The sequence below is a fragment of the Marinobacterium lutimaris genome, from assembly GCF_900108065.1.
Taxonomy (GTDB): domain Bacteria; phylum Pseudomonadota; class Gammaproteobacteria; order Pseudomonadales; family Balneatricaceae; genus Marinobacterium_D; species Marinobacterium_D lutimaris.
Genome location: NZ_FNVQ01000003.1, coordinates 220,177 through 233,594 on the forward strand (window position 1 = coordinate 220,177; position 13,418 = coordinate 233,594).

Genomic DNA, 13,418 nt, shown 5'->3' on the forward strand with positions numbered 1-13,418 from the left:
TCAGCGCACCCTTGTCCCCTTCTGCGCAGCCGAGCATCGCAGACTGAAAGAGAAACAAGGGGCCGGCTGTCTGAGCGACGAAGTCGCGAGTTTCAGGCCCCGCTCTTTCAGGCGAGAAGCACAGGGCAGTCGGCGTAGCCGACCAAGCAGCAGGGGCGGTTTGGGATTGTTAAGGCGCTTGTCCGCACAAGCGCCTTGACTCGCCAGCAGGCGAAACCTGCGTTAGGCCTTACTCAAAGGCAAAGCATTACTGACGTAGCGGAAACTCACTCCGCATCCGTGAGCAACAGCACCCCTGCTCCGGTGTTGGAGATCGGTGCGTGGTAGTGTTTGTGCAACACGTTGACCTTGTCGTTCAGGGCGCCGCGCATCACCATCCACATGATCACTTCGATGCCTTCGGTGCCGGCCTTTTCCATGATGTAGTCGTTGCTCAGACCGGTCATCCAGCTCGGTTCGTTGATGATCTTGTCCATGCACTCCAGATCGAAATCCACGTCGATGATGCCGGCGCGTTCGCCCTGCAGCTGGTGGGACAGACCACCGGTACCGATCACGACCACTTTCATATCTTCCGGGTAGGAATCGATCGCTTTGCGCAACGATTTGCCCAGGTCGTAGCAGCGCTTGGCGCTGGTCAGCGGATGCTGCACAGTGTTGACCGCCAGCGGGATCGCCTTCGGCCAATTCGTGGTCGGCTTGTCGCGCCAGAACAGGTTCATCGGCACCATGAAGCCGTGGTCGACCTTCATCTCCTGACAGGTGGTGATGTCGAACTCGTCGCGGATCATGGTTTCGGCGATATGCCAGGACAGTTCGGCATCGCCTTTCACGTCGGCGCTGGCCGGGATGCCCCAACCCTCGTCGTCGTTCTGGTAGCTGTCGGCGCAACCCAGGGCAAAGGTCGGTACCTGATTGAGGAAGAAGTTCAGGCCGTGGTCGTTGTAAACGACGATCGCCAGGTCCGGCTGCATCTCGTCTAGCCAGGCTTTGACCGGCTCGTAGCCGTCGAAGAAACGTTTCCAGTACGGCTCCTGCTCCAGTTTGCTGTACATGGCGTTGCCGATCGCCGGGATATGAGAGGTGGTCAGGCCACCGATAATTTTAGCCATGCCAGAACCCTCCTTCCTGCTTAAGACGCTCTTCAAAACCGGATGCATTGTTCAGCAGGATCTGCTTGAACTCGTCGGTGGTGATACCGTGGAATGCAGCACCGGCATCCTGCACGGTCATACCGTGGAAGACCGCGATCTTGGCCAGGTAGTAAATATTGCCACCCATCTGCAGCAACTTCAGAAATTCACCATTGAGTACAGCTTCCCGCTGCTCGTCGCTCAGCCCGTATTTGCGGCAGTAAGCATCCATGTCGGCGGCAAATTCCTGGCGGTTTGCTTCGGAGTTGAAAGAAAACGCCATGCGGTTCAGGGCATAACCGGAGTGGGAACGCTTGCCATCAAAGACATAGGTACCGGGAATCTCATCGTAATCGTGTTGACGCCACGCCATGATGAATCTCCTCTGTTTGTTATTAGTAATGGGTTAAGGATCTGGGGTTTGCGGCCACCCGTTTGCTGGGGCAGCGTTGTTGAACGAGGTCTATGCTCCCCTTTTACCCCTTTAACAAGAAGGGACATTTAGCGGAAAAACTTGTACATTTCGAAGATAAGAAATTTCGCAAACGGCAGCTGGATAACAGGAGAAGGCTATGCTGAAGAGCATCCCGACGGTGCAGCTTTACGGGGAGGAAGTGTGGCAGCAGACACCGGATTACCTGCATTGCGAGCCGCTGATCACCCGCTCCCGCGAGCACCGTTTCCAAATCCGTCCCCACCGTCACCCCGGAATCACCCAGGTGTTTCACCTGCGTCGCGGCCAGGGGGAAGCCAAGATCGACGGCCGCAGGCTGGAGGTCAAAGCCCCCTCCCTGATCCTGATCTCGCCGATGAGCGTGCACGATTTTGCCTGGTCCGCCGATGTCTCAGGCACGGTGGTGTCAGTAGCCACCGCACGGCTTGAGCGTGCGCGCCGCTCCCAGGACACACCGGTCCCGCTTTCACACACCTCACTGGTGAGGCTTAAACAACAGGACCGGGAGCTGGACCTGCTGTTCGAGATGCTGCTTGAAGAGTATCGCCGCCCACCGGATAGCGCCCGCGATGGCGCGCTGCAGGCCTTTGTGAACCTGCTGACGGTCAGGGTTGAGCGGCTGGAGCAGGAACAGATCGAGGAGCAACGTCTCGGTGGAGGCGAGCGCCAGCATCGCGGCCAGTTGCACCTGAAGCGCTTTCTGGATGAGGTTAACCGGGATTATGTGCAGCAGCGCACGGTGGAAAGCTACGCCGAAGAGCTGGGTATCACCGCGCCCTATCTAAATCAGTTGTGCCGCGAGCTCACCGGCCGCAATGCACTACAGATCATCCACGAGCGGCTGATTATCGAGGCGCGTCGCAGCCTGATCTACACCGCTCTGCGGGTCAGCGAGATCGCCTATGAGCTGGGTTTTTCCGACCCGGCCTACTTCACCCGTTTCTTTCGCCGTCACACCGGGCATTCCCCGCGGGAGTTCCGCCAGCTCAAGGCTCAGGACAGAACTTCCAGCGTCAGCTGATCCGGCGCTACCGGGCGACCCAACAGGTAGCCCTGCACGCTGTTGCAGGCGTTATTACAGAGGAAATCCAGCTGGGCCTGAGTCTCCACACCTTCGGCCAGCACCTCGATACCCAGAGCGCTGCCCAGAGCAATAATGGTCAGGATCACCGCCTCGTCGCGGGAGTTTCTGCCGATATCGCGGGTGAACGCCTGATCGATCTTGAGACGGTCAAGCGGCAGGTGCTTGAGACGATCCAGCGAGGAGTAACCGGTACCGAAATCATCCAGCGCGATGCGATAACCCGATTCGCGCAGCTTATGCAGCTGCAGCATCGCAAGATCCGGATCCTGCATGATCATCAGTTCGGTAATCTCCAGCTCGAAGGTATCCCGGGAGATCCGCTGGCTGTCCACCAATGCATTGAGCTTCTCAACGAAGTCCATCTGCAGCAGCTGCTGAGGCGATATATTCACCGCCACGCAGGGCATCTTCAGCCCCTGTTCGTTCCAGCTTGCCACCTGCTCGCAGGCTAATTCGATCACCTGCCAGCCCAGCGGGATAATCAGCTGTGTCTCTTCCGCCAGTTCGATAAATTCCCCCGGCGCCAGCAGCCCGCGTTCGGGGTGCTGCCAGCGCACCAGCGCTTCGGTGCCGAGCAGTTCGCCGCTCTTCAGGTCGAACTGGGGCTGGTAGTGCAGCAGCAGCTGTCGCTGCTCCAGCGCCACGCGCAGATCCTGCTCCAGTGAGAACGACTGGAAGGTCTGATTACTGAACTCCTCGCTGTGCACCATGTAACGGTTCTTGCCCTGAGCCTTGGCGCGATACATCGCCGTGTCGGCGTACCTGATCAGTGTCACCAGATCGTTGCCATGGTTAGGGTAAAGGCTGATACCGATACTGGCGGTTACCTGCAGACGGATGTTGTCTACATCCATAGGCATCCCGGCCGCAATCAGCAGCTTGTCCGCCTCGACGCAAGCGCGCCGCCGATTGCCATCGACCATCAGGATAAATTCATCACCACCCATGCGGTAAAGGTGGGCGTCTTCGGGCAGTTGCTGCTCCAGCTTGCGTGCCAACGCGACCAGCAGATGATCACCGACCTGGTGCCCCAGGCTGTCGTTGATCAGCTTGAAGCGATCCAGGTCGATAAACAGCAGAGCAAAGGGAGCACTATCGGGCCCCGTCAGCCGCGCTCTCAGCGTCTCCAGCAGGTTGCTGCGGTTGGGCAGGCCGGTCAGATCATCATGCTTGGCCTGGTAAGCCAGACTCTGGGTCTGGCGTCGCACCTCGGCCAGCAGCACACGCTCGCGGTCGTGAGTGGCCAGCGTCAGCATGGTGCCGAGAATCGCCACCAGCGCCAGCAGCCCCTGCAGATCCACCGCATTACTGGACGGATGCGCCGCCATGTAGTTCGCATTGGGGGTAGCTTCCATGTGCCAGGTTCTCTGCGCCACATCCAGGTCGAACGCGGCGATGAGCTCCGGGTTAGGCTGGGCCGGGAAGTCAGAGTAAAACGACTCTCTGGCGCCCGCCTCGGTCAGACGCACACTGATATCCTCGAGCCCCGCACTGCGCAGGGAGCTCTCCAGCAACTGGTTCAGGGTAAACACGCCAACCATGAAGCCGACCAGGTTGCGATGGCGATACAGCACGCTGCTGTTTCCACCCATGTGGTAAACCGGCTGCAGGATCAGCAACCCCGGCTGATCCGGTGCCTGGGTCAGATTAAGAATCTCGGTGGCCACCGCACGACCTGTCGCCTGGGCCTGAATGACCGAGCGGCGTCGATCCTCAAGCGACAGAAGGTTAAAGCCAAGCGCGGTACGATTCGATTCACGCGGCTCGACCATCTGCACCGGTATCAGCGGGTCTTCCGGATACAGCGACTCACCGGAGATCGCATAGCCGGGCTCATCGATCAGCTCTGCAGTGTACCGCTCGAACATCTCACGTTCGCTCTGCTGCACGATCGGATCCCAGGAGTACGCACGCAAGCCCGGGTTTTCCTCTATCAGTTCAGCCGCTTCCTCAGCGAAATAAGCCGGAGAATAGGTGCCATTTTCGGCAAAGCGTCGCCCCAGGGTCGCCAGATCCGTCATGTTCTTCTGCATAATCCCTGACAAACGGGCTTCGATAAGCTGGGTATCGCGCATGAAATCGCGGCGCAGCTGATTACTGAGACGGTCCAGGAACAGGCTATTAAGGATAAGGGCGCCGGCCATAATGATGGCCAACCGGGTCACCAGCGCCAGCCGGCGGCGACCACTCATGCTTTTGCCAACCAGCAGAGCCAGCACCACCGGGGTGATGACAATGGCGCCAAAACTGTCGGCGATCCACCAGGTCAGCCAGTCTTTCCAGTAGCCGGCACTACCGCCGGCATCGCTGAACTCATAAACCGCACTGGTGCCGATACTGGCGCTGATCACGCAGCAAACAGGCCCCGCCAGGAGCACATACCAGAGCAGACTGCGCCCCATCTTCGGGGCCAGGGGATAGGCGTCAAAGCGTTTGATCAGCAAAGCGGAAACGCCGGCCTGCAGGGCCGCGCCCGTGCCGATCAGCGATGCAGTCAGTAAATTGTACGCATCGATGCTGTCTTTCCAGCTCAGCGTAATCAGCAGGTTAAAAGCGAGATTACCCAGCAGAACACCGGGAAGAATACGGGCACCAAAACGCAACGCAGCGCCAAGCGCAACACCGGCAGGAACCCAGAAAGGCATGATCTGCTCGTGCAGCCCCACACCCGACGCCAGGAACGCGGCCGCGAGGTAACACAGTGCAACCGCCAGGATAAGGCCTGACGTCCTGAAAATGGCGACCTGCACACTGCTCCTTAGGGCAACGCCAATTCAATCAAAAGATTTGCTGTAACTCCTTGATCGTGCAACTTTATATAAATACAACCTTAGTTGAAAGCTCTACACGACAGAACAATTGGAGTATCAAGACATGAGTGATGCCGATACCGGATTCCTCCGCACTCTTCCCAAGGCCGAGCTTCACCTTCACCTGGAAGGGACCCTGGAGCCTGAACTGATGTTCCAACTGGCAGAACGCAACGGCCTGGAACTGCCCTACAGCGATGTTGACGCCCTGCGCAGCGCCTATGAATTTGGCAACCTGCAGGACTTTCTCGACCTCTACTACCAGGGCGCTGGCGTACTCCAGACCGAGCAGGATTTCTACGACCTGACCTGGGCCTACCTGGAGCGCTGCGCCGCCGACGGCGTGGTACATGTGGAGCCCTTCTTCGACCCCCAGACCCACACCGCACGCTCCATCCCCATGTCGACTCAATTCAAGGGGATCACCCGCGCCCTGAACGACGGCCAGGAAAAACTCGGCATCAGCAGCCGCCTGATCCTCTGCTTCCTGCGCCATCTGAGTGAAGAGGATGCCTTTACAACCCTGCAGCAAGCCATGCCCTGGCGCAAACATCTGGTTGCTGTCGGGCTGGATAGCGGCGAAAAAGGCAACCCGCCGGAAAAATTCCAGCGAGTCTTTGACGAGGTACACCGCCTGGGCCTGGGCATCGTCGCCCATGCCGGCGAAGAGGGCCCGGCCGACTATATCTGGCAGGCGCTGAATCTGCTCAAGGTACAGCGGGTCGATCACGGTGTGCGCTGCGTTGAAGACCCTGCGCTGGTGCAGAAGCTGATCGACGAACAGATCCCGCTGACGGTCTGCCCGCTCTCCAACACCCGGCTGAAGGTGTTCGGCGACATGGCCGAGCACAACATCATGCAACTGCTGGAACAGGGGATGTGCGTCACCATCAACTCGGATGATCCCGCCTACTTCGGTGGCTACCTGTTGCAGAACTATATCGCCGTACGCGACGCACTCGGCATGACCGAGGCGCAGGCGATACAGCTGGCGCGTAACAGCATCAATGCCAGCTTTCTCAGCGAGGCCGAGAAAGCACCTCACCTGGAAGCGCTGGAACAGCTGGCCTGATCAACCCGCCGGTCCGGGAAACCCCGGGCCGGATTGCCCTCCCAGATTTGCACCTCCTGACCCGCTAAACCAGTGCCACACATCAGGTTCACTCCCTTCCGGCGGCTATCTCATTTAACTCTGTCGTTTCCTGTCATTCACGCATGGCGAGATTCTGCTATACCTACTAAAACTGCCTTTGCGGCTAAAAGTGTCTATGCGGCTTAACAAAAATAAATTTCCAGCAACAACGGGATGAACGAAGCCTGGGCCATCGGCTCGGTTTTGCGCGTTGTTCTGTCATGAGCTGTCGGCGCAGCTTAAAGAGGGGATGGACCATATGAAGGTGATGCCAACAACCGGGAAGGCAGTGACTTTTCCTCCCGGCAAACAGCTCATTTCGACCACCGACCTTAAAGGGCAGATCACCTATGCTAATGCAGCCTTCTGTGAAGTTTCAGGTTTTTCGCTGGAAGAGATGCAGGGAAAGCCCCACAACATCGTCCGCCACCCGGATATGCCCCCCGCCGCATTCGCCAACATGTGGGACAACCTGAAAACCGATACGCCCTGGCGCGGCATCGTCAAAAACCGCTGCAAAAACGGCGATCACTACTGGGTAGATGCCTATGTCACTCCTATTTACGAGGATGGCAAGAAAACCGGCTATCAATCCGTGCGCACAGTCCCGAAAGACGCAACGGTCGCCCGCGCCGAAAAGCTCTATGCGGAGCTTGCCAAAAAGCCGGCAGAAAAGCTGATAAAACGGCGCTCATACAACCTCTTGATCGCGGTTGCGATTCTACTCTTCGCCCTGCTGCCGATCAGCCAGTGGCTGCTCGGTGCTCCCTTGCCCGCGATTCTTGTCAGTGCAGTTCTCGCCCTGGGCCTGACCACACTGCCGCTGGTTCTGATCAACCGCATCAGTAAGGTCAGTGCCAGAAGTCGCGCCCTGTTCGATAACCCTCTTATCCAGAAGGTCTATTGCGACGACATGACGGAGCTGGGCCAGATCAGGCTGGCCCTGAGCATGGGAGAAGCCAGGGCCAAGACCATCCTGGGCCGCCTTGGCGATATGAGTAAAACCCTGCAGCAGGCCGTTAACCAGACCAACCAAGCGGTCTCCGCCTCCCGGTCCGAGATCGAAAAACAGACCCAGGAAACCGAACTGGTAGCCGCGGCCGTGACCGAGCTGGCCAGCGCCACCCATGAGATCGCCAGCAATACCGGAAGAACCTCTGAGGCCAGCCTGCATGCCCAAAGCATCTGTCAGGAGGGGGAAAGCATTCTCTCCGGCGTAGTACGCTCGGTAAGCGGCCTCAGCAAACGGATGAACAGCGGGTTTGAAACCGCGACCGAGCTGGAAGCCCAGGCCAAGAAGATCGAAGAGATCATCACCGTGATCAACCAGGTGGCGGAGCAGACCAACCTGCTGGCGTTGAACGCTGCGATCGAGGCCGCAAGGGCTGGCGATCACGGCCGTGGCTTCTCGGTGGTGTCCGACGAGGTACGCACCCTCGCCACCCGCACCAAGAATTCCACCGAGGAGATCCGTAACATGGTGGAAGAGATCCAGAGCGCGGTGCGCCGTACCGTACAGATCATGAAGGAGAGTCAGCAGGAAACCGAAGAGATAGAACAGCAGGCAATGAACACCGGCGACACCTTCCGCAACCTGATCACGACCCTGTCCGATGTGGCCGATCGCTGCCTCCAGGTAGCAAGCGCTACGGAGCAACAATCATCGGTGGTCAACGAGATCGGACAGAATATTGAAAGCCTGAATGTTCAGGCGGCAAACATCCGCAGATCTTCCGGACAGACCAGCGACGCCTGCGACAAGATGAGCAGCCTTTCCAGCTCTCTGGACTCCATGGTACAGGCGTTCTCTTCACGATAAGCTAGAGCCCGACAACTTTACTCTGAATTAGGTGTCACATTGACGACACTTAAATCTTTGACCTTAAGCTAGGATCTTGAATTCAGAGATTAAAGTCGGGCCCTCAACTTTGGCTGCCAGGCCGTGCTTATCGGTACTGTAAGGAAGGACAGTTATCAACACCGAACAACCGCGCAACGGACGCACCCCGCTGGGCCGCATCCTCGTTTTTACCGCTGTGTTTATTCTACTGAGTGCCGCTGTTCCCTGGGCGATCCTGTCGGATCTGCAGCTCGACCGTCCGCTGCTGGATGACCGCCTGCTGAAACCAGGCTTTATTGCCGCCTGCCTTGGCCTGCTGCTGGTCTACTTCGCCAGCGATGGTCTGCGCCTCTACTACACCCTGCGAGCCTTGGGTTATCGCATTCCTGCCGCCGCCCAGACGCGACTGGTATTTATCAACATCCTGATCTCCAACGTTACGCCCATGGCCACCGGCGGCGGCCTGGCGCAGATCTGGTACTTGCGCCACCAGGGCGTCCATGTGGGCGCAGCCACGGCAGCGACCACCCTGAGAACCCTGCTCGCGGTCTGTTTTATCTTCCTGCCGACACCCTTTCTGCTGATGTTCCTCGAGCCACTGCGCAATAGCGCACTGGGCGAACAACTGGCGGTTTACCTGGCGCTGTTCGCGTTTATCTATGTCGGTGCCTTTGCCCTGCTGATCTTTAAAATGCGCTGGATGCTGAAACTGGCCGACGGCCTGATCGCCCTGCTGCACCGGATCAAACTCATATCCGCGGAGAAAAAACCACGGCTGCATTTCGCCCTGCGCCGCGAGATGCTCAGGTTCCGTGCCGCGTTAAAAGCGTTTATGCGCGGCAATCTGCGCTATCGCCTGCTGGCCCTGTTCTTCACCGGGCTGTTCCTGCTGTCGCTGTTCTCCTTCCCGGCGCTGCTGCTCTGGGGCCTGGAGTACGAGGTGAACTACCTGCTCACACTCGGCCTGCTGGTGGTGACCACCTTCGTGATGTATTTCGCCCCCACGCCGGGCGCCGCCGGTGTCGCCGAGGCGGTATTCGGGCTGTTTTTCTCCGCCATGCTGCAGTCCGGCGACCTGGTGCTGACCATCCTGCTGTGGCGTTTTCTGACTATTCATCTGGGCATGCTGATCGGCCTGCCGGTTACCCTTCATAGCCTGTTCAAGGGAGCTCTGAGCCGTGCGTAACACCCACCCGCGTCTGCGTCTGATCTTCTACATTAACCTGCTGCTGATCCTGGCCCTGGTCGGCTACAAGATCTATCTCAACTTCTTCGAGCAGGATTACACCGCCGTGCACGCCCGCCAGGTGGAACGGATCGAAGCCCGCCTCGATGGCAAAGAGAGCTTCCGCTTTGCCGTGGTGGGCAATATCAAGAACTCGGTGGGTATCTTCGAGAGGCAGATTCTGCCGATGCTGAACGACAGCGGCGTCGACTTTGTCGTCTCCGCCGGCAACGCGGTCAGCAGCGGCGGCGAGGACAAATACAGGGCGCTCTACCGCACACTGTCGCGGCTTAACATGCCCTACCTGCTCACTTTCGGGGAAAACGAAAACAGTCGCCTCGGCGGCTTCCGCTTCTACGATCATTTTGGCCCCTACCTGTTCTCATTTAACGCTGGCAACAGCCGCTTTATCTTCCTCGACAGCACCGGCAAGACCAACTATCAGTGGCAGCAGCGCTGGCTCGATGACCTGCTCAACGACAAGAAGGAAACCCAGGAGCAGACTCACCGCTTTGTGTTCAGTGAAAAGCCGCTGAAAGCCGTGCCCTCGGAGAAGCTGCTCGGTTTCGATACCCACTACCTGTTCCCGGAGGAGCAGTACCTCTACCCGGACCCGGCGCGCAGCGCCCTGGTTTCGATCATTGAAAGCGCCCGGGTCGATGCGGTGTTCTCCGCCAGCCTGCCGCAACAGTATATCCAGCGCGAAAGCGGTACCGATTTTGTCGTCACCGGTGGCGGCGGCGGCTTCGTCCCCACCAGCGAACATGGCTTCTACCACTACACCGAGGTCAGCGTGGATGGCGATAACATCAGCATCGAGCCGGTGCGCCTGGATATCGCTCAGCATCCGTTCTGGCGCACGGTGGAAAGTCTCTGGTTCTTTATCCACTCGCTGTTCTACGTGGGCTACCTGAACTTCATCCTGGTGATCTGCCTGCTCAGCCTGGTCGGACTCTGGCTCTACTCGGCGATCTTCGTGGATCGCGACTATTACCCCAACTTCGACGTGGACCCAACGCCGTTCGAGAACAAGCCGCTCAGGGTCAGCATGCTGACCAACAACTACCTGCCGTTTATCGGCGGCGTACCACTCTCCATCGAACGGCTCAGGCGCGGACTCAAAGGCCTGGGGCACAGTGTCCAGATCGTCTCTCCGAGCTACAGCAAGCAGCCGAAAAATGAGGAGGATGTGGTACGCGTGCCATCGATCCTGCCGCTGGGCAAACACCGGGAGTTCAAGCTGGCCAACATTTTCCTGCCCGGTACGCTGAAAAAAATCCGCGCCTTCAAGCCGGACCTGATCCACGCCCATCATCCGTTCTGGCTCGGCGGCCTGGGCCCGATGATCGCCCGCGCGCTGGATATTCCGCTGGTCTACACCTACCACACCCGACTGGAGCACTACGCCCATTACGTGCCGCTGCCCGGTCCGCTGTTTCGTAACCTGGTCTCCCATGCGCTGGTGCGGCGCTTTGCCAACCGCTGTGACGGGGTGATCGTGCCGACGGAATCCGCCGAGGAGTATCTGCGCATGATCGGGGTGAAAAAGTCGATCTTTGTGCAGCCCACCGGCATCGACTACCAGTCGTTCCGCGATGTCAGCGACGAGCAGGTCAGCGAACTGCGCAAAAAGCTCGATATCCCGGTGAATGAAAAGGTGCTGGTCAGCATCTGCCGACTCAGTGCAGAGAAAAACATCGGCTTTATGATCGATGCCCTGGCGGACCTGGCCAAACGACGCGAGGATATCCCCTTCCGCTGCCTGATCCTCGGCGATGGTAACCAGCGCAAAACCCTGCAGAAACAGATCGACGAGCAGGGCATGACCGATCGCATTATCCTGGTGGGCTCAGTGCCGCCGGATGAGATGGCGACTTACTGCCGTCTGGGTGATCTGTTTGTGTTTGCCTCACGCTCCGAAACCCAGGGCATGGTGATTCTCGAAGCGATGGCCGGTGGTATGCCGGTGGTGGCGGTTCGCTCCAGCGGCATCGACGATATCGTCGAAGATGGCGTCAACGGCTATAAAACGCCACTTAACGGTACCCAGTGGCGCAAGCGGGTAGAGACCCTGCTCACCGATGACGACATTTACCAGCGCTTCGCTGAAAGTGCCGTCGAGACTGCGGCGAATCACAGCACCGAAGAGTTCAGCCGTTGCGTTGGCCTGATCTACGCCACGGTACTGGCCGAAAAAAACAGATAATGCATAATCAGGGGATGAGTAAACGCCCAAGCAAAGCCGACATACGAAAAGAACTCGAACGCCAGGTTCAGGACTTCGTCCGTGATGGCGGCGAGATCAAACGTGTACGTCAGGGCGAAAGCGGTGTTGAGGATGGCGCCGCTTTCCAGCCGCCATTCAGTGACGGTCGACCGGTGCAGCCCCGCACACCGGCCATGGATGTACTCGCGGCCATAGATGCACGGCGCAAACAGGCGAAACAGAAACCCAAACCAGCCCCCCGGCAGAAACCTCGCAAAAAGGTCATTTACGATGATTTCGGCGAGCCACTGCGCGAGGTCTGGGTAGAAGGCTGACCGCGCCGAATGCAACGCAAAATCATCCATATCGACATGGATGCCTTCTACGCCTCGGTGGAGATTCGCGATAACCCGAGCCTCAAGGGCAAACCAATCGCTGTCGGCGGCAAGGCTGACTCCCGTGGCGTGATCTCCACCTGCAGTTACGAGGCGCGCAAGTTCGGTGTCCACTCGGCCATGCCCAGCGCCGAGGCAAAACGGCTCTGCCCCGATCTGATCCTGATCCCTGGACGAATGTCGGTCTATAAAAGCGTTTCCGCCCAGATCCGCGAGATCTTCGCCCGCTATACCGAGCTGATCGAACCGCTGTCGCTGGACGAGGCTTACCTGGATGTCAGCGAATGCAGTGCCTGCCAGGGCAGCGCCACGCTGATCGCCCAGCAGATCCGAGCCGAGATCCTGGCCGAAACCGGCCTCACCGCCTCCGCCGGTGTTGCCCCTAACAAGTTTATCGCCAAGATCGCCTCGGACGAGAACAAGCCCAACGGCCAGTGCGTGGTCACGCCCGACCAGGCGGCGGAGTTTGTCGCCGGCCTGAAGCTGAGGAAGTTTCCCGGTGTTGGCCCGCGCACGGCGGAAAAACTGGAGGAGCTGGGCCTTAACTACGGCCACGACCTGCTCGGCTGGTCACTGCAGGCGCTCACCGACCGCTTCGGTAAGTTTGGCCACAGCCTCTACCAGCGCGCCCGCGGCATCGATGATCGCCCGGTGCAGCCCTCACGCATCCGTAAATCCGTGGGGGTCGAAACCACCCTCGCCCATGACCTGCGTACCGAGGCCCAGTGCGAACAGATCCTGCTCGGCCTGCTGCCGGAACTGAAGCAGCGCCTCAGGGGCCGCAGTTTCAAGGGCATTACCATCAAGCTTAAATTCCACGACTTCCAGCAGACCACCGCTGCCGGTCAGTCGGAGCGGCTCAGCGAGGATGTGCTGCGCTCGATCCTGCATACCGCGTTTGAACGCGCCGCGGGCCGCCGTGTGCGCCTTGTCGGTATCAGCGTCGCCCTGGCGGAAGAGAGTTCCCTGCGCCAGCTGGCTCTGGATTTCGGTAGCTAGTATTCAGAGTCCATGGCCCTTCGCGATCAAGATTTGTGGATTCAGCAGCGTCGCCTTATAAAGTCAGTTCAGGCCCAACATCCGGCTTGAAAGCCCGCCTCGCATACATCTTTCTTGCGCTTCATTAGTGGATATTGTTC

General features: G+C 58.8%; 10 protein-coding genes. 7 read left to right on the forward strand and 3 right to left on the reverse strand.

Annotated features, from left to right (window positions below; translation table 11 throughout):
• Positions 1-266 precede the first annotated feature (266 nt).
• Together C4S72_RS15380 and C4S72_RS15385 are read right to left on the reverse strand one after the other, a co-directional pair.
• A complete protein-coding gene (locus C4S72_RS15380) occupies positions 267-1,112 on the reverse strand; it encodes a class III extradiol dioxygenase family protein (protein WP_104004049.1) in 846 nt (281 codons plus the stop codon).
• The gene (locus C4S72_RS15385) at positions 1,105-1,506 is read right to left on the reverse strand and encodes a protocatechuate 3,4-dioxygenase (RefSeq protein ID WP_104004050.1); all 402 of its coding nucleotides are present in this window, start codon (positions 1,504-1,506) and stop codon (positions 1,105-1,107) included. The genes C4S72_RS15380 and C4S72_RS15385 overlap by 8 nt, the downstream gene beginning before the upstream one ends.
• A gap of 199 nt (positions 1,507-1,705) precedes the next feature.
• Between C4S72_RS15385 and C4S72_RS15390 the strand changes: the two genes are divergently transcribed.
• Positions 1,706-2,608: a helix-turn-helix domain-containing protein gene (locus tag C4S72_RS15390; RefSeq protein WP_104004051.1), complete on the forward strand. Its 903-nt coding sequence runs from the start codon at positions 1,706-1,708 to the stop codon at positions 2,606-2,608.
• Here C4S72_RS15390 and C4S72_RS15395 read toward each other — a convergent pair.
• Positions 2,581-5,421: a bifunctional diguanylate cyclase/phosphodiesterase gene (locus C4S72_RS15395; RefSeq protein ID WP_104004052.1), complete on the reverse strand. Its 2,841-nt coding sequence runs from the start codon at positions 5,419-5,421 to the stop codon at positions 2,581-2,583. The genes C4S72_RS15390 and C4S72_RS15395 overlap by 28 nt on opposite strands.
• Before the next feature lie 124 nt (positions 5,422-5,545).
• Between C4S72_RS15395 and C4S72_RS15400 the strand changes: the two genes are divergently transcribed.
• The 6 genes from C4S72_RS15400 (at position 5,546) to dinB (ending at position 13,278) form a co-directional block, all read left to right on the forward strand.
• Positions 5,546-6,553, forward strand: coding sequence for an adenosine deaminase (locus C4S72_RS15400; RefSeq protein ID WP_104004053.1), 1,008 nt, complete (start codon positions 5,546-5,548; stop codon positions 6,551-6,553).
• A 349-nt stretch (positions 6,554-6,902) separates the two neighbouring features.
• A complete protein-coding gene (locus tag C4S72_RS15405; protein ID WP_160115530.1) occupies positions 6,903-8,432 on the forward strand; it encodes a methyl-accepting chemotaxis protein in 1,530 nt (509 codons plus the stop codon).
• 217 nt (positions 8,433-8,649) lie between these two features.
• Positions 8,650-9,639, forward strand: coding sequence for a lysylphosphatidylglycerol synthase transmembrane domain-containing protein (locus C4S72_RS15410; protein ID WP_200826806.1), 990 nt, complete (start codon positions 8,650-8,652; stop codon positions 9,637-9,639).
• Positions 9,632-11,884, forward strand: a complete 2,253-nt coding sequence (locus C4S72_RS15415; RefSeq protein WP_104004056.1) for a glycosyltransferase — start codon at positions 9,632-9,634, stop codon at positions 11,882-11,884. The genes C4S72_RS15410 and C4S72_RS15415 overlap by 8 nt, the downstream gene beginning before the upstream one ends.
• A 14-nt stretch (positions 11,885-11,898) precedes the next feature.
• Complete coding sequence (locus C4S72_RS15420; protein WP_200826807.1) at positions 11,899-12,219, forward strand: hypothetical protein; 321 nt, start codon at positions 11,899-11,901, stop codon at positions 12,217-12,219.
• Between the two features lie 9 nt (positions 12,220-12,228).
• Positions 12,229-13,278, forward strand: coding sequence for a DNA polymerase IV (gene dinB / locus C4S72_RS15425; RefSeq protein ID WP_104004058.1), 1,050 nt, complete (start codon positions 12,229-12,231; stop codon positions 13,276-13,278).
• Positions 13,279-13,418 lie beyond the last annotated feature (140 nt).

Coding starts and splice junctions, on each gene's coding strand:
- C4S72_RS15420 (WP_200826807.1), top strand. CDS start 11,899: ATGAGTAAACGCCCAAGCAAAGCCGACATACGAAAAGAACTCGAACGC.
- C4S72_RS15385 (WP_104004050.1), bottom strand. CDS start 1,506: ATGGCGTGGCGTCAACACGATTACGATGAGATTCCCGGTACCTATGTC.
- C4S72_RS15390 (WP_104004051.1), top strand. CDS start 1,706: ATGCTGAAGAGCATCCCGACGGTGCAGCTTTACGGGGAGGAAGTGTGG.
- dinB (WP_104004058.1), top strand. CDS start 12,229: ATGCAACGCAAAATCATCCATATCGACATGGATGCCTTCTACGCCTCG.
- C4S72_RS15400 (WP_104004053.1), top strand. CDS start 5,546: ATGAGTGATGCCGATACCGGATTCCTCCGCACTCTTCCCAAGGCCGAG.
- C4S72_RS15380 (WP_104004049.1), bottom strand. CDS start 1,112: ATGGCTAAAATTATCGGTGGCCTGACCACCTCTCATATCCCGGCGATC.